Here is a 16,750-nt window from a genome sequence, read left to right on the forward strand (position 1 = left end):
CAGCCAGCTTAGGTGCGACGCAGCCGAATTCACGGGAGACACGCTTAGGCGCGATATGAATGCCTAGTGCGGCTCGGCCGCCACGTCTACGGCCGCGAGCCCGAGCTCTTCGAGCACCTCTGCGGTGTCGGCGCCCAGCTCCGGAGCGGGTCCGGCGATACGGCCCGGAGTTCGGGAAAACCAGGTCGGCACACCGGGGAAGCGCACCGGGCCATGCGGGGTGTCGACGGTCTGGAAGAAGCCGACGGCGTTGAGGTGCTGATCGTCGAATAATGTTGCGGGACTGGACAGCGACGCCGCTGGAATCTCCAGCTCGCGGAACAGCTCGAGCCATTCCTGCGTGCTTCGCTGCGACAGCGTTTCGGCCAGCAATGCGTACACGGTGTCGATATGACGCGCGCGACGCTCAAGCGTGGCGTACACATCGCTGGCCCAGGGCGGCCGTACCGCGTCGACGAAGGCGGCCCAATGCTTGTCGTTGTAGATCAAAGCGGCGATGTAGCCGTCACTGGTCCGGTAGGGCCGCCGGTTGGGCGCCACCGTACGGGGATAGACCGCCGTGCCCAAGGGCGGATCGAACATGGCGCCGTTGGCATGCTCGACGAGCATGAACGACGCCATCGTTTCGAACATGCCGATCTCGACCTCTTGGCCCTCGCCGGTGCGTTCCCGATGGAACAGGGCCATCATCGTGGCGTACAGCGCGGTGAGACCGGCGACCTTGTCGGCCAATATCGTTCCGACGTAGTTGGCTTCGCCCGTCAACTGCTCTTGTACGAACGGCAACCCGCAGGCCGCCTGAATCGTGTCGTCGTATGCGGGCAGGTCGCCGTTCGGCCCGCGCCGGCCGTATCCGTAGCAATTGGTATAGACGATCGCCGGGTTGATGGCGGCCACCTCGGGATAACTGAATCCCAACCGCGCGATCGCCTTGGACCGCATGGAGTGGATGAAGACGTCGGCCTGGTCGATCAGCGCGCGCATCACGGTCTTGCCGTGATCCGAGCGCAGGTCGACGGTGATTCCCCGCTTGCCGCGGTTGACGTTGACGAACACGCCGCTCATGCCGCGTGCCGGTCCGACCGAGACATACCGGGTGTCGTCACCTTGCGGGGGTTCCACTTTGATGACGTCGGCGCCCATGTCGGCCATGATCTGGGTGCAGTAGGGTCCCATCACCATTGCGGTGAGGTCGACCACGCGTACTCCGACCAGCGGGCCGGAGCTAGCCATGATGCGCTCCTTGCCGGCCGGCCCGCGCGGCCATCTCGAAGCTGTATCCGATGTGTTCGGCATGACCAGCCGGCACGGGCGGAAAGACAAGTGGCGCAGCGTGATAACGGATGGCATCGAGCTGTGCGGCCACGTCCTCGATCGTCCACGACGGCCGGTGCACGCCAGGCGTTTCGACGATCATCGCCCGCGCCACCCGTCCGGCGATGGCTATCAACATCTCCCCGGTGACCGGGCAGGATTCGTGAGCCAACAAGCCGACCACCGGCGCAACCAGCTCGGTGCCCATCGGCGGGTAGGCCGAAATATCAAGCCCGTCAGCCATTCTCGTCACCGCTGATGGGACGACGACGTTGCAGAGCACGCCCTCGGCGGCACCCTCGAGCGCGACGGCATTGGCCAGGCCGACCACGCCCGCCTTGGCGGCGGCATAGTTGGCGACTCCGTGGTTGCCGTACAGGCCGCCTATCGACGAAGTCAAGACAATACGGCCATACCCGGCGTCGCACATGAGCGGAAAGGCCGGCCGGACCACGTGAAAGGCACCCCGCAGATGCACGTCGATGACCGCGTCGAAGTCTTGGTAGCTCATCTCTTTCAACGACGCGCGCCGCACATTGCCGGCATTGTGGATGAGGATGTCGAGGCGCCCGTAGTTGTCCAGTGCCGACTGGATAATGGCTTGGCCGCCCGCGGGTGTCGTCACCGACTCGACGCTCGCGACCGCCTTACCACCCGCCGCGGTGATCTCGGCAACGACCTGGTGCGCGGGCTGGCTGTCCGTACCATCCCCGCTCAGCGCGCCGCCGGTATCGTTGACGACGACCTTCGCACCTCGGGAAGCCAAGAGCAGCGCATAGGCGCGGCCCAGTCCCCGGCCGGCGCCGGTGACCACCGCTACCCGATCGTCAAATCTCAGTTCAGCCATCACGATTCCAGGATGAGGCCGTCCAGGTCGCCTTTGTCGCGCCAGGCGGCCAGCAGCTCGCCGAAGGCGTAGAAGCCGGGTCCGTACGGTTCGCCGAGGTAGAAGCGGATGCCTTCCCCGCCACCGCCACCTTCGTTGTTGTAGTAGCCCGGCGTGCATTCCGAGATGAAGGCGGTGTTGTCAATCGCGGTCTCCCGGATGGTTTTACACCATTCATCCTGCGCCTGTTGGCTGGGTTCCACGGTCACGGCGTCGCGCTTCAAGGCTTCGGAGATGATGTAGGCGATGTGCTCACCCTGCAGTTCGTAGTTGGCGGCGATGTTCGCGGAAATGCCGACCTGGGTGAACCCGGTGTAGAACTGGTTCGGAAATTGCCGGCTGGTCATACCGTGCAGGGTCCGGTATCCGTCGTGCCAGTAGTCGAAAAGCGAAAGCCCGTCGCGACCTTCGATGGTATCGATCGAGTAGCGGCGGCTGATCTCCGTCGAGATCTCAAAGCCACTGGCGTAGATGATGCAGTCGACCTCGTACTCCACGCCGTTGGCAACCAAGCCCTTTTCCGTCGCCCGCTCGATGCCCCTGGTGGACGACACGTCGACCAGCGTCACGTTGGGCCGGTTGAACGTCGGGAGGTAGTCGTCATTGGTACACGGTCGTTTGCACAGAAACCGGTAGTAAGGCTTGAGCGCCTCGGCGGTCTCGGGATCGTCGACTAGGTTCTCGATGCGGCGCCGCAGCCGCTCCATCAGCTTGTAGTCTTCTTCCTCGTTGATGGCCATGAACTGTTCCGGTGTCATCGCGCCGGGGTCGTCTAGGGCAAGGACTCGTGCCGCGGTGTTGCGGCCGAGTTCGGTCCAGAAGTCGCAGACGTAGTCCGGTTGTCCCGGTGCCATTCCCTCGAAGGTCCAAGAGTGAAAGTTGCGCTGCCGCTCCTTCTGCCAGCCCGGCTGCAGAGTCTTTACCCACTCGGGATCCGTCGGCCGGTTGTTTCGCGCGCCGACGGACGACGGGGTGCGCTGAAAGACGTAGAGATGCTTGGCATCCTGCCCCAGGAACGGGACGATCTGGACTGCGGTCGCCCCGGTACCCACCACGGCGACGCGCTTGTCGGCGAGCTTGTGCAGACCACCGTTGCTGTCGCCGCCGGTGTATTCGTAGTCCCAGCGCGACGAATGGAAACTGTGCCCTTTGAAGTCTTTGATCCCCGGAATGCCGGGCAGTTTCGGGCGGTGAAAGGGTCCCGACGCCATGACCACGAACCGGGCCCGGATGTCGTCATCGCGGCTGGTGCTGACCCGCCAGCGGCTGATTCCCTCGTCCCAATGCAGGGCGCGCACCTGGGTGGAGAAAATCGCGGAATCGTAGAGGCCGTAGTGCTTTCCGATGCGACGGCAATGTTCGTAGATCTCGCTGCCGTCGGCGAACTTCTTGCTGGGTATGTAGTTGAGCTCTTCGAGTAGCGGTATGTAGCAGTAGGATTCGTTGTCGCACTGCAGGCCTGGGAAGCGGTTCCAGTACCAGACCCCACCGAAATCGCCGCCGAGTTCGATGATCCGGACGTCGTCGACGCCGGCCTTTTTCAGGTATGCGCCGCATAGCAACCCGCCGAAGCCGCCGCCCAGCACGGCGACATCGATATCGGCCGAAATCGGGTCGCGCACCAATGGCGGCGAGTACGGGTCGGTCTCGTAGTAATCCGCGAACTCGTCGACCAGCTCGATGTACTGCTTGGAACCTTCGGGGCGCAGTCGCTTTTCGCGCTCTTGGCGATACTTCTCACGTAGCGCCGGAAGGTCGATGTCGTCGGGCGTCTCGGTCGGTGGGCAGTTCGGATCGGTCATGCCAAAGCGTTTTCCGGCAGTGCGGCGGGGTGCAGCGGGGCATCCATCTCGTGCACGGCGGGCAGCACCTCTTTCGCGAACAGCTCGGTGCTGGCCATCGCCTCCTGATACGGCATGGTGCCGAATTGCGGGACAATCGTCAGCTCGCAGAACGAACAGGCCCGCTGGGCGGCGACGATCCGGTTGTAGATCTCTTCCGGTGTGCCGATCAGGAGATTGGAGGCATGGTATCCGGGTGTCTTTTGGGCTTTGGGGTCGCCTTGAGCTCCGCCTGTCACCGACGAGGCGAGGACCGCGGTCGCGCTGGCTTCGCGCGCGGCATAGGCTTCATAGCCTCTGACGCCCTTGAAGTTCGAAGCGTCGGCAAATCCGTAGTGCACGGTGACATCGCGGTTGGCGGTCCAGATCCATTCCTCGGACTTGGCGGGGTCGTCGGTCGTGCAGTACATGAACATCACGTTCTTCGGCTGACAGGGCGGCAGGCCCTCTTCCTTGCGGAAGATGTTCACCTGCTGCACCTCTCGTCCGGCATCCTCGATCGGCTTGTTGCCGACGAAGAGCGGCACCATCCCGCGCCGTGCCAGGATCTCCAGCGACTCGGCGGTCGACGACGAGCTGTAGATGCGGGAAAACAGGTCGCTGCTCTGAGGTTCGGGACGAAGCGACATCTCCGGGACGGTGAATATCTCGCCTTCGTAGGAGAACCGCTCGCCGGACAGCGCCAGCTGCAGGATGTCGAGCGTTTCGTTGAACCGTTGCCGGCTTTCCTCGCGCGGTACGCCGACGGCGTCGAACTCTCCCTTCGACACGCCGCGGCCGATCCCGATCGTCGTGTACCGGCCGTTGGACAGGATGTCGAGATAGGCGATCTGGTGGGCCAGCCGGACCGGGTGCCACCACGGCGCGACGACGACGAAGGTGCCGAGGCCGACGCGTTCGGTGCGGCCGGCGAAGTAGCTCAGCGCCTGAATCGGGTTGGGCGTCATGCCATATGGGGTGCCGCAGTGTTCCGGCATCCAGATGCCGTCGAACCCAAGCGGTTCGGCCAGGTCGGCGATCGCGAGGGTGGCCTGGACGCATTCCCAGTCCGCCGTCGCGGGTGGGCGGCTGAAATCGCCCGCCAGCACGCGTTCCCAGTCGTGCGAATTGTGTGCTCCGAACCCAAGGTTGACTTTCATCGATCAAGCTCCTTTGCGAGTTGTCGGGGTGCGCCGGTGCCCATGTATCGGGCGAGGTTGCGGTGCAGGTTGGCGGTGGCGCGCTCCATATACGGGTTGGGCTTCGGGCCGCGGAAACCCAGCGACTTCATGCCCTGCTGCACGGCGGCCATGTTGGAGAAGTCCTGCGGCAACACACTGCGCCAATTCGGGTCGTCCGGCGGGGCGTACACCCATTCGGTCTGTGGCTCTTCGCCTTTCGGATACAGCTCGTAGCACGACGCTTCGAAGATGCATTTGTCCGGGTCGTATCCGTAGGGTCGGGCGCTGTAGCACAGGGCGGTGGTCAGCCCCTGCCCGATCTGGAAATTCGGGAAGATCTGCCATGCGGTCCCGCTCTCCGCCAGGTGCTTGGGGTCGATGGTCGGCCAGATCACGCCCCGCGCAGCATCATCCTCGCGCGCCGAAGTCAGCCAGTGGCTGAGCACCTGATCGGCGGGGGCGTCCTCGGGCAACTCGTCGACCAGGCGCAGCGCCGCGTCGACCAGCGTCTTGGTGGTGGTGGCGTTGGTTTCCTCCAGCGTGTAGAGCTGCATCTCGGCCGTCGAGAGCCGCGGGTCTGCTCCGGTGCCGAGCCGGATCTTCGATTTCGTCTCGGCCAGGTCCGTGGGTGCGTCGTAGCCGATGTTGCTGTGCCGGCCATGCGCGGCCGCCCAGCCGCGGAAGTTCCCGAACTTGTTGAATTGCGGATGGGTGGTGGCTACGTGGTAGGTCTCGTTGAAGGCTTCCATCGCGACCTTCCAGTTGCATTCGAAATGCAGCCATTTCCGCCATTTGCAGCGCATGTCAGCCAGGTTGAACGGGTCGAGCATGGTGGCGGCGGGCTCCAGGTAGTCGCGCAACGGCTCGGCTGCCGGATCCATGTTGATCCAGATCCAGCCGCCCCAGGTGTCGACATTCACCGCCGCCAGATGGGTGTTCTCCGGTGTCAACGCGCCCTGCCAGTCGGCTTGCTCGGGGATGTGGATGCAGTTGCCGTCCCGGTCATATGTCCACCCATGGAATCCGCAGACGAACGACTTCTTCTGGCCGCAAGCACTTTTCGCTCCGGCGGGGATGTCGACCAGCCGACGCCCCCGGTGCATGCACACGTTGTGGTGTGCCCTGAACGTGTCCGGCCCGGTGCGCACCACGACTATGGAGTCGTCGAGAATGTCGTAGGTGAGGAAGCTGCCCACCTTGGGCAGGTCCTCGACCCGCCCGACTTGCTGCCACACCTTGCGCCACAACTTGTCCCGTTCGGCGCGGGCGTACTCTGGCGAAATGTAGGCGTCGACACCGATGGTCACCGGGGCGGTCAGGTCGTCGGCGCTGTCGTCAAACAACTCCATCTCATGCCTCCCAACGCTTTATCGTCGTGCGGAAAGACTCGTCCTTGAGGAACAGCGAGGTATTGTCGCCGCCCAGATGCGTCCATCGCAGGTTCACCCCGCCGTCCACCAGGAGCGTCTGCCCGGTGATATAGCTCGACAAGTCGGACAGCAAAAACATGATGGCGCTGGCGATTTCGTCCGGATGGCCGCGGCGCCCCAGTGCGATGGCGCGCCGGTCACGCTCCGGGTCGTCGTCCACGTACGTGTGCGATGCCGGTGTCTCGGTGACCCCCGGCGCCACCGCGTTGACGCGGATGGCGTGTTGGGCCAGTTCGAGCGCCATGGTCCGGGTCACGGCCGCGATCGCGGCCTTGGCTGTGCCGTAAGCGATGTGGTAAGGCGCCGTGTTCATCCCGCTGATTGACGAAATCGAAACGATCGAGCCCGGACGGTTGCTGCGCCTCAGCTCCGCGGCCACCGCCTGGCTCATGAAGAACATCGTCTCGAGATTGCGGGTGAACAGCTCACGCCAATCGTGCCGGGTCACCCGGGTCGACGGCATCCAGGTGGACGGATCCGCCCCGCCCGCGACGTTGACCAAGCCGTACAGGTCACCCTCGATGTCCCGCGCCGACTCCAGCGCCGCGTTCACCCCGTCGTCGGTGGAGACATCGCCGACAACCGGCAGGACCGACAGACCCTCGCTCACCAGTGGGCCGACATGCTGGTCCAAATTGTCCCGATTGCGGCTCACCGCGACCACGGTGGCCCCGGCCTGCGCGACCAGCCGCGTCACCGTGGTACCGATACCACCGCCTGCCGCACCGGCCACCACGACAACGCGCCCACGCAGGCTCAGACGCTGACTCAGGATATCAACGCTCATTCAACAAATTGTCCGGACCAGATAACGGCGTGCAGTCATTAGAGAGCATGATTCTCTTACGGATAGCTCGTCGTCAAGAGCAGCACCAAACTCCATGCTTTCTATTGTCTGGACTATTACATGGTTGATATCGTCCGAGCGGTGACGGCTTTATCGTCCCAGCCTGCCGCCCGCTACGCGTCAGTGCGACCGCCGCGGGTGGCCGAAGGGTGGAGCCTGCAGCGCCTCACGCCGCCCAGCCGGCTGTTCGGCGCCAACGGCCTGCGCACCGGACCGGACGGCCGGGTTTACATCGCTCAAGTCACCGGCAGCCAAATCAGCGCGCTCGACGTCGCGACCGGACAGCTCGACATCGTCAGCGCCAAGGGCGGCGACATCGTCGCACCTGACGACGTGGCCTTCGACCCGAGTGGCAACCTCTACGCCACCGAGGTCATGAACGGACGGGTGAGTGTGCGCGACCCCGCGGGCCGGACCCGGGTCTTGCGCGACGACGTGCCCGCGGCCAACGGCATCACCTTCCATCGCGGCCGGCTGTTCATCGGCGAGTGCCGGGCGGGCGGGCGACTGCTCGAACTCGATCTGCGCGGCGGAGAGCCACGGGTGCTGCTGGAGAACCTGCCGTCGCCCAACGCCATGGAGGTTGGGCCCGACGGCTTGTTGTACTTCCCGCTGATGGGGGCCAACGAGATCTGGCGCATCGACCCCGAAGGTGGAGCGCCCGAGTGTGTCGCGGCCGATCTCGGTGTGCCCGACGCGGTGAAGTTCGATTCCCGCGGCTGCATCGTTTCCACTCAGGTACACAGCGGTCAGGTGCTGCGCATCGACCCGCGCAACGGCGAACGCAGCGTGCTGGCGAACCTGAATCCGGGCCTGGACAATCTGACGTTCTTGGGCGATCGGCTGTTCGTGTCCAATTTCACCGGCGAAATTACCGAGATCCTCGACGGCGGCGACACGCGGACGGTATTGCCGGGTGGGTTGAACTGGCCGTTGGACTTGGCGTTTGGCGACGACGGCAACCTCTACATCGCCGACGGAACCTACTTCTACGCCCTGTCGCCTACCGTCGACGATCGCGAGCGCGGCGCAGCCGGGCGAAGCGGGTCGTCGCGCATCTGGCCTGAGCCCGACCGGCTGCGCACCGCGGGAATGCTGTTCAGCCCCGGGTATCCGGGCTTCCTGCGTGGCGTGGCGAGCAGCGGTCCCGGCGAGTTCGTCGTCACTACCTCCAACGGTCAGGTGGCGCGATATTGGCCCGGCCGCAACGAAAGCGCGGTGCTGGCAGACGGTTTCGACCAGCTTTATGGCGTCGCAGTCGCTGCGGGCGGCGCCGTCGTGGTCGCCGAACTCGGGAAGGGGCGGGTGTTGTCGATCCAGCCGGGCGACGTTCTGACGCTGGCGTCGGATCTCAGCGAGCCGGTCGGTGTGGCCATCGCCCCCGACGGAAGTTGCCTGGTCTCCGAGGCGGGCGCCGGGCGGGTGGTCAAGCTGGACGGCACCGGGCCGATACTGGACGAATTGCAATGTCCCCAAGGCATTCTCGTGTTCGACAACCAGGTCTATGTCGTCGATGCGGGCGCGAAAGAGCTGATCGCCTTCGACCTGGGCGGCCGGACCCGACGCACCATCGCATCGGAATTGCCGGTCGGCGCACCGCCGGGCGTGATACCCAAGCCACTGCTGGGCATGCCGCCGTTCTCCGGACCGCAGGGACCGTTCGCCGGCATCGCCGCGGGGCCGGACGGGACGCTGTATGTTTCCGCGGACGCCGAGGGCAGCGTCCTGGCATTGCGTCGGGAATCGTCAAGGGCCGCAACAGATGCCGAATAGTGCCGATGCCACAGAACTAAAGGCAGTCGACCACCGCTACCTGCAGGTCGCGCGGACGCTGCGCAAGGAGATCGTGGACGGCGTGTATCCGGTGGGATCGCAATTGCCCACCGAACACGAGCTCTGCGAACGGTTTGCGGTCAGCCGCTACACCATTCGGGAAGCGCTGCGCCGGCTGCGGGAGGACAACCTGGTGTCGTCTCGGCCGCGCACCGGAACGCTGGTGGTCCCGCGGCCGTCGTCGGAGTCCTACGTCCAGCACGTCATGTCGATCAACGACTTGGTGGCTTTTGCGGCGGGTGCGCGATTTGCCATCGAATCCATCAGCATGGTCACCATCGACGACGAGCTGGCCGACCGGATTGGGCTGAAAAGCGGCGAAGAGTGGCTGAGCGTGCAGGGCTATCGTGCGGACTCGTCCGGACCCGCGCTGTGCCGCACCGAGTACTACATCAACCGCGCGTTCGCGGCCGTCGGCAGACTGCTGCAGCGCCATGAGGGCGCCGTCTTCCCGCTCATCGAGGACTTATTCGGGCTGAATATCGTCGAAGTTCAGCAAGAAATCGCCGCGGTCCTCATTCCACCGGCACTGGCCAGCGGCCTCGAAGTCGAGCCCGGGGCCCCAGCGCTGCAGGTGCGACGCACCTACACGACTTCCGAGGGGCAGGTTGCCCAGGTCACCATCAACACCCATCCCGCGTCCCGCTTCCGTCACTCGATGACCATGCGGCGCATCAAAGGCTGACCGGCGGCGCTGCATGCCCACATCTCAGGACCGAAAGCTGATCGGGGGACGTTGGGTTCGCTGGAACGACGAACGCGCCAACGAGGCTTACGCACGTGGCTGGTGGGTACGCACCACGCTGGCCGACGCGCTGCGCGAGGCCGCAGAACAGACTCCGCAGCGCGTGGCGCTGGTCGACGGTGACCATCGACTGGACTGTCAGGACTTGTACCGGCAGGCGAGCACCTTGGCGCAGGCGTTGCACGCACGCATTCCCCCGGGCAGTGTGGTGTCGTTCATGTTGCCCAACTGGCATGAGGCCGCGGTCATTTACCTGGCCGCGACGTTGGCGGGGATGGTAGCCAACCCGATCTTGCCGTCGTTGCGGGATCGGGAAATGCGCTTCATCCTCGAAGACGCCGACAGCCGCATGGTCTTTGTGCCGTCATCTTTCGGCCGCCACGACTATCCGGCGATGCTGCGCCGGGTGACCGCACAGCTGGAATCGCCGCCCGAGGTTCTCGTGGTGCGGGGCGATTCCCACGCCGACGAGGTCGGATTGGAGTCATTGGTCACACCGCAACCGAGCACCCGCCAGCTGCCCCAGCTAAATCCCGACGCCGTGCGGATGATTCTCTATACCTCCGGTACTACCGGGCGTCCGAAAGGTGTTCTGCACACCCATAACTCGCTACACGCGCTGATTTGCCAGATCCGCGACCACTGGCTGGTCGAGCGGGGCGACGAGTTCCTGGTCGCTTCGCCGATCGCCCACATCGGTGGTTCCATCTATGCGTTCGAATGCCCGCTGCTGTTGGGCACCACCGCCGTGTTGATGGATCGGTGGGACGCCGACGAGGCGGTGCGGCTCATGCGGACGGAGCGGTGCACCCATATGGCAGGTGCGACACCGTTTTTGGCACAGCTACTGGCGGCTGCCCAGGACGCCGATACCCGGCTGCCCGATCTGAAGCTGTTCGTCTGCGGCGGCGCCGCGATGTCGCCGTCGCTGATCCACAGGGCAGCAACATATTTCGAGTCGGCGATCGTCACCCGGGTGTACGGTTCGACCGAGGTGCCGATCACCACCGTCGGTGCACCACAGCATCGTGACCGCGCCGCCGACACCGACGGCCGCGTCGGCCTGGCCGAGGTGAAGCTGGTCGGCGAGGAGATTCATGCGCGGGGGCCGCAGATGTTGGCCGGCTATCAGCACCCCGAGGACGAAGCAGACGCCTTCGACGAGGAAGGCTATTTCCGCACCGGAGACCTCGCGCGCTGGGTCGACGACGGCTATCTGGTGGTCACCGGCCGCGCCAAGGACATCATCATCCGCAACGGTGAGAACATTTCACCCAAGGAAGTCGAGGACATCCTGGCCGGACACCCCGCCATCGCCGAGATTGCCATCGTCGGCCTGCCCGACGACCGCACCGGAGAGCGGGCCTGCGCCGTCGTCGTGCCGACCACGGCGCCGCCCCCTGACGTTGCCGCCCTGCGCGCATTTTTGGAGGCGTCGGGCGTCGCCCGGTTCAAAGTGCCGGAGCAAGTGGTTATCTGGGATGTGCTTCCGAAAAACGATGCGGGCAAGGTCCTCAAACATCAGATCAGGGCGGCGCTCATGAAGGCAGGCCGGTGACATGCAGGTGGCGATCGTAACCGGGGCAACCGGCGGCATCGGAACGGCCTGTGCGACAAGGCTTGCCGAGATGGGCATGGCAGTGCTGGCGACCGGGCGCAGTCAAGACAAGCTCGCCGCATTGGCCTCTGGCATGGCCAATCCGGGCGCGGTGGCCACGCTGGCCGTCGACCTCACCGACGACGACGCGCCCCATCGGATCACTGGCCTCGCCGTCGAGCGGTGGGGGCATGTCGACTTTCTCGTCAACGCGGCCGGGGTGGGCAGTCCCAAGCCAATACACGAAACCGACGACGAGTCACTGGACCACTTCCTCGGTTTGATGCTGCGTGCACCGTTCCGCCTGATCCGAGAGGTGCTGCCGCACATGCGGACCGGTTCGGCGATCATCAACATCACCTCTACCTTCGCCGTCGTGGGCGGTCTGCGCGGCGGCGCCTACTCGGCGGCCAAGGGCGGGCTCACGGCGCTGACCACCCACATCGCGTGCCAGTACGGTGCGCAGGGAATACGTTGCAACGCAGTCGCTCCGGGCGTCATCCAGACTCCAATGACCGAGCATCGGCTGGCCGACCAGCGGTTCCGGCGGATCAACACCGAGATGACGCCGCATCAACGGTTGGGCACGGTCGAGGATGTCGCCAGCACGGTGGCGTTCTTGTGTTCTCCCGGTGGGGCATTCATCAACGGCCAGACCATCGTCGTCGACGGGGGGTGGAGCTCCACCAAGTATCTGTCCGAGTTGGCGCTCACCTCGGAGTGGAAACCCAAGCCAACAGAATAGGGACCGCTGCGGGTAGCGCGGCAGGCACCGAACGTGCTCTCACGGCGATAAATTGGCGATTATTTCGCCGTGAGAGCACGCTCGGCGATGGATTTGTGGCATCGACGGAATCGACGCTCAAGCTGTTTCGTAGTGCCGCCGGATTCCGGCGAGCATCGCGATATGGGCTTTGACCGCCTCCCGGGTGGTGAACGCCGCCAACGGCCGGGGTGCTGATATGCATATGCGCTCTGTGACCCGGGTGCCGCCGTCAACCGGTTCGAAGCTCACCTTTCCCCGCAACCGCACACCAGGAAACTGGTCCGCCTCGGTCAGCACATCTCCAGCGGAGAGTACCTGCAGCCGTGCCCGATAGGCGGTCCGGATAGTGAACGGCCCCAACGGGATACGGTCGACGACCCGATATGTCTGGTGATAGCCGTCCGAGGTGTCGCCACGCGAGACCACATCCACCGACACGATCAGCGGATGCACCAGTTTGATGTTGTTCAAGTCGACGTAGAAATCGCGAACCTCGTGCGGTGGCGCGGGTACCTGTTCGCTCAGCGTCCGCTCGGCGTGGGCCGTCCACCAGCTCATGCCACGCAACTTAACGCCCGAGTAAAACGTTGGTCCGCCACCAGATGAGCGCGGCGAACACGGCGACGACGGCGATCGTCACCCCGGCCTGGATCCGGGTGCGGCCGGCTTTGGGTGCGTAGACGTAAGCCGCCGCAACCAGCGCACCGGTGACCAGGCCACCGATGTGACCCTGCCAGCTGATTCGCTGCGAACTGACCAAAGGGGCGACGAAGGTGAAGACCAAGTTGATGACGATCACCGCGGCAACCCCGCGAATGTCGCGGCTGAGCCGCCGCGCCACCACGAATATCGCGCCGAAAAGACCGAACACCGCACCCGATGCGCCCGCGGTCGCCGAATTGAGCGGCGACAGCAGGTAAACCAGCACCGAGCCACCCAGCGCGCTCAGCGCGTACAGCGTCCCGTAGCGCAACCGGCCCAGCCACGTCTCGAGCGGTGGCCCGACGACGAACAGCGCCCACATGTTGAACAGCAGATGCGCCGCGCCGTAATGCACAAAGGCCGAAGTCACCAGGCGATACAGCTGACCTTGCGCAATTCCCCACGGCCACATGGCAAGCGTCGTTTCGAGGTTTTGCGATGCCAGCTGCACAATGAAAACGGCGACGTTGGTTGCGATCAGCGCATAGGTGAGGATCGGAATGCCCGACGGCTCCCGGCCTCCGAATTGTGAGCGGGGCTGGCGAATCGTCTTGGCCCCGGCGCGCACGCAGTCCACACACTGGTGACCGACTGCGGCGCTGCGCATGCAATCCGAGCAGATCGGCCGTTCACATCGGGTGCAGCGCACATAGGTGATGCGCTGCGGATGCCGGTAGCAAGCCGGGGCGTCGGCCGGCGACTCGGGCACGCTTGATCCGCTCATCGCACCATTCTTGCCTGCAGCGCGGAACCAACGCCGGGCAGCAAGCTTGTTCACTTGTGCAAGACATTGACCTAGCGTGTTTTTCGTGGCTCACCCCAGCGGCCCAACCGGCCCAGTCGAGCGCTATCTGACCTGCCTGGCCGCCCACGATTGGGACGGCCTGGCGGCCACGATCGCCGACGACGGCTTGACCCGGGAGGGCCCCTTCTGCGATCGCATCGAAGGCAAGCAGCATTACCTCGCTTACCTACGCAAGGTTCTGACCGAACTCAAGGGCCACCGGGTGGACGTGCAGCGAATCTCGCACGTGAACGGCCGGCTTTCCTACGTCGAGCTGACCGAAGCCTTCGAGATCGACGGCGTCCGCGCGGCATGGCCCGAGTGCCTGCGGTTCGAGCGCAACGACGACGGCCTGATCTCTCACGTCAGTGTGTTCTTCAAGCAGCGCGGCGCCGACAACCAAGCGCCGACGGGAGATGCACGCTGATCGGTGACCATCCAGAGAACTATTCCCTCGCCCGCGGAGTTGACCTACTGTGTCTTGCGTGGAGGCAGACGGAACACCGGAGTTGGTGCCAGTCGAAAAATTGCACTCTGGCGACCCGATCACCGATTGCGGTCAGCGGTACATAGTTCTCGAGTCGAAAACCGTGGGCGACAGCTGCGTCGTCCTCGAACTCGAGTCCCGAGTGGACCACCAGTTACAGGTCATCGAGAAATCTTTCCCCGCCGGTTACCACGTCGGCCGGGCAAACCACCGATACCTGTAGCGCAGTTTTTCGGCTGAATATCGCAACCAGTAGCCGTTCGGCGGCTACCGCTAATTCGCGTTATTGAGACGTCTGGAATCGCGCTGTCGCTGACCTCCAATTGCAAGAGTTTTGCAAGAGTGCGCGCGGAAGCTGCAGCCGGGATGCGACAATATCGCCCGTAAGGCGATGACGACGCAGGAAGCCGGTGCGAATCCGGCGCGGTCCCGCCACTGTCATCGGGGAGCGACCCTCATATGCCACGGCCATTTGGTTGGAAGGCGAGGCGAGCGGCGATCCGAGAGCCAGGAGACTCGCGTCATCGTGTCCTGCTAGCCCGGGGCGGATGTACCCCGGAGAGAGCTGACCTGCGATGTCGTTGCAGTTTTTGTCGTGCGGTTCAACCGCTGGCGTCTCCGGAAAAGGGCTCGCCGCCCGGTCACTTACCGGCGGTCGGCAATGACCGCCCCGCTATGGATGGCCTCGCCCCCTGAACTGCATTCGGCCCTGCTGAGTACTGGGCCGGGACCCGGTCCGCTGCTGGCGGCGGCCGCGGCGTGGGCCTCACTGAGCACCGCGTACGCCACGGCGGCCGCCGAGCTGACCGGGCTGCTAGACGGCGTGCAAGGCGCGTGGGACGGGCCGACCGCTCAGGCGTATGCCGCTGCCCACGCCCCGTACCTGGCCTGGCTGACCCAAGCCGCTGCCGACAGCGCCACAAGGGCCGCAGTACACGAAGCCGCGGCCACCGCCTATACCGCGGCGCTGGCCGCTATGCCGACCTTGGCCGAATTGGCTGCCAACCACGCGACGCACGCGGCGCTGGTGGCCACGAATTTCTTCGGCGTCAACACCATCCCGATCGCGCTCAACGAAGCCGACTACCTGCGGATGTGGATCCAGGCGGCCACCGTGATGAGCGTTTACCAGACCGAATCCAGCACCGCGATCGCGTCGGCGCCGGAGTCCACCGCCGCCCCGCAAATCATGAAAGCCGACACGGCCGCTTTCGACGCGGCCACATTGCCGCCCGACCGACAGAACGAGATCTATCAATGGTTGGAGCAGAGCGGCTTCATCGACTTCTACAACGAGAGCATCCAACCGTTGATCGATGCGCTCTACAACAGCCCCTTCTTCCAAGGGATGTTTGGCGGGTTCGATCCTTGGCTGCCCATCCTGGGTAATCCACTCACCTATTTCAGTCCACTCAATATCGCGTTCGCACTCGGCTATCCGATGGACATCGGCACATATGTCGCGCTGCTGTCCCAGATGTTCAGCTTTGTGGCGCTGGATCTGACCGCAGCATTTGCCTCCGGTAATCCGGCGACCATCGGGTTCACCATTCTGTTCACCACCGTCGAAGTCATCGGCACGGTCATCACCGACACCATCGCGTTGCTCAAGACTCTGCTCGAGCAGACTCTGGTGCTGCTCACGGTCCTGGTGCCGCTACTGACCGCTCCGCTATTGCCGTTGGCCGCCGGCGCTGTATTGGCGCCCATCGGCCTAAAGGGTTTCGCCGCGCTTCTTTCCGTGCCACCGGCGCCGCCCGTCGCACCCCCGGTGACGGCGCCCGCGTTGGTCCTTGCGCCGAGTATCCCGGCGTCCACCTCGTCCCCGACGCCAACTGCCGGGGAACTGACCGCTTCGGCACCGGCGCCCGGACCGCTGCCGCCGTCGACTCCGGCACCACCGGGGTTGACCGGCGCGGGCACCATCGCCGCAAACATGGGCGCGGGAATGGAGAACTTCGCCTACCTGGTGGGCGACCTGAACTCTGCCGCCAGGACGGAAGCGAGCATCAGCGCCCGCAAGCACGCGTCGGCGCCCGACGTCGCCCAAAACCTCCCGATCACGACGACGCCCGAAGACGAAGCTCCCAAGCAGCGGCGCCGACGAACCAAGGCGCAGGTGCTCGGCCGGGGTTACGAATACATGGATTTGGAGCCAGACCCGGAGACGGTCGCCTCGGACGGGGGCGCGGGACCCCGCGGGTTCGCCGGAACCGCCACCAAAGCCGGTGCCCGCCAGGCTGCCGGGCTGATCACTCTGACCGGCGGCGGGTTAGGCGGAGCCAGCCTGCCGATGATGCCGGCTACCTGGGAGCCCGACTCGCCGTAGCCGGTTGCGACGACGTGCCGGTGCCGCGC

General features: G+C 64.8%; 15 protein-coding genes and 1 riboswitch. Of the genes, 7 read left to right on the top strand and 8 right to left on the bottom strand.

Going from position 1 to position 16,750, the window contains the following annotated elements:
- Positions 1–63 precede the first annotated feature (63 nt).
- From AC5Y2L_RS03735 to AC5Y2L_RS03760, 6 genes are read right to left on the bottom strand one after another with little or no spacing between them, the layout of a single operon-like run.
- Positions 64–1,233 (bottom strand): CaiB/BaiF CoA transferase family protein, encoded by a 1,170-nt coding sequence (locus tag AC5Y2L_RS03735; RefSeq protein ID WP_499936319.1) that lies wholly within the window; start codon positions 1,231–1,233, stop codon positions 64–66.
- Positions 1,226–2,161 (bottom strand): SDR family NAD(P)-dependent oxidoreductase, encoded by a 936-nt coding sequence (locus AC5Y2L_RS03740; RefSeq protein WP_499936554.1) that lies wholly within the window; start codon positions 2,159–2,161, stop codon positions 1,226–1,228. The genes AC5Y2L_RS03735 and AC5Y2L_RS03740 overlap by 8 nt, the downstream gene beginning before the upstream one ends.
- Positions 2,161–4,002, bottom strand: a complete 1,842-nt coding sequence (locus AC5Y2L_RS03745; protein ID WP_499936320.1) for a flavin-containing monooxygenase — start codon at positions 4,000–4,002, stop codon at positions 2,161–2,163. Before AC5Y2L_RS03745 ends, AC5Y2L_RS03740 begins: the two co-directional genes overlap by 1 nt.
- Complete coding sequence (locus tag AC5Y2L_RS03750; RefSeq protein WP_499936321.1) at positions 3,999–5,180, bottom strand: LLM class flavin-dependent oxidoreductase; 1,182 nt, start codon at positions 5,178–5,180, stop codon at positions 3,999–4,001. The genes AC5Y2L_RS03745 and AC5Y2L_RS03750 overlap by 4 nt, the downstream gene beginning before the upstream one ends.
- Positions 5,177–6,550, bottom strand: coding sequence for an aromatic ring-hydroxylating oxygenase subunit alpha (locus tag AC5Y2L_RS03755; RefSeq protein ID WP_499943565.1), 1,374 nt, complete (start codon positions 6,548–6,550; stop codon positions 5,177–5,179). Before AC5Y2L_RS03755 ends, AC5Y2L_RS03750 begins: the two co-directional genes overlap by 4 nt.
- A 1-nt stretch (position 6,551) precedes the next feature.
- Positions 6,552–7,418, bottom strand: coding sequence for an SDR family NAD(P)-dependent oxidoreductase (locus AC5Y2L_RS03760; RefSeq protein ID WP_499936324.1), 867 nt, complete (start codon positions 7,416–7,418; stop codon positions 6,552–6,554).
- A 120-nt stretch (positions 7,419–7,538) separates the two neighbouring features.
- Here AC5Y2L_RS03760 and AC5Y2L_RS03765 point away from each other — a divergent pair, with 120 nt between their 5' ends.
- From AC5Y2L_RS03765 to AC5Y2L_RS03780, 4 genes are read left to right on the top strand one after another with little or no spacing between them, the layout of a single operon-like run.
- Positions 7,539–9,251 (top strand): SMP-30/gluconolactonase/LRE family protein, encoded by a 1,713-nt coding sequence (locus AC5Y2L_RS03765; protein ID WP_499936325.1) that lies wholly within the window; start codon positions 7,539–7,541, stop codon positions 9,249–9,251.
- Positions 9,241–9,996 (top strand): GntR family transcriptional regulator, encoded by a 756-nt coding sequence (locus AC5Y2L_RS03770; RefSeq protein ID WP_499936326.1) that lies wholly within the window; start codon positions 9,241–9,243, stop codon positions 9,994–9,996. Before AC5Y2L_RS03765 ends, AC5Y2L_RS03770 begins: the two co-directional genes overlap by 11 nt.
- Before the next feature lie 13 nt (positions 9,997–10,009).
- Positions 10,010–11,614, top strand: a complete 1,605-nt coding sequence (locus AC5Y2L_RS03775) for an AMP-binding protein (protein WP_499936327.1) — start codon at positions 10,010–10,012, stop codon at positions 11,612–11,614.
- 1 nt (position 11,615) lies between these two features.
- Entirely contained in the window at positions 11,616–12,398 is a 783-nt protein-coding gene (locus AC5Y2L_RS03780) for an SDR family NAD(P)-dependent oxidoreductase (protein ID WP_499936329.1), read from the top strand.
- A 117-nt stretch (positions 12,399–12,515) separates the two neighbouring features.
- Here AC5Y2L_RS03780 and AC5Y2L_RS03785 read toward each other — a convergent pair whose 3' ends face one another.
- Together AC5Y2L_RS03785 and AC5Y2L_RS03790 are read right to left on the bottom strand one after the other, a co-directional pair.
- Positions 12,516–12,977, bottom strand: a complete 462-nt coding sequence (locus AC5Y2L_RS03785; RefSeq protein ID WP_499936330.1) for an SRPBCC family protein — start codon at positions 12,975–12,977, stop codon at positions 12,516–12,518.
- Positions 12,978–12,987: 10 nt separating this feature from the next.
- Positions 12,988–13,845, bottom strand: a complete 858-nt coding sequence (locus AC5Y2L_RS03790) for a rhomboid family intramembrane serine protease (protein ID WP_499936332.1) — start codon at positions 13,843–13,845, stop codon at positions 12,988–12,990.
- 85 nt (positions 13,846–13,930) lie between these two features.
- On the opposite strand from AC5Y2L_RS03790, the gene AC5Y2L_RS03795 reads away from it, so the two are divergent.
- From AC5Y2L_RS03795 to AC5Y2L_RS03805, 3 genes are all read left to right on the top strand, one after another.
- A complete protein-coding gene (locus AC5Y2L_RS03795) occupies positions 13,931–14,332 on the top strand; it encodes a nuclear transport factor 2 family protein (RefSeq protein WP_499936333.1) in 402 nt (133 codons plus the stop codon).
- A 58-nt stretch (positions 14,333–14,390) separates the two neighbouring features.
- Entirely contained in the window at positions 14,391–14,615 is a 225-nt protein-coding gene (locus AC5Y2L_RS03800) for a hypothetical protein (RefSeq protein WP_499936335.1), read from the top strand.
- A 132-nt stretch (positions 14,616–14,747) separates the two neighbouring features.
- A riboswitch (cobalamin riboswitch) is annotated at positions 14,748–14,932 on the top strand.
- A gap of 121 nt (positions 14,933–15,053) precedes the next feature.
- Positions 15,054–16,721, top strand: a complete 1,668-nt coding sequence (locus AC5Y2L_RS03805; protein WP_499936337.1) for a PPE domain-containing protein — start codon at positions 15,054–15,056, stop codon at positions 16,719–16,721.
- Positions 16,722–16,750 lie beyond the last annotated feature (29 nt).

The sequence above is a fragment of the Mycobacterium sp. NGS66 genome, from assembly GCF_059812225.1.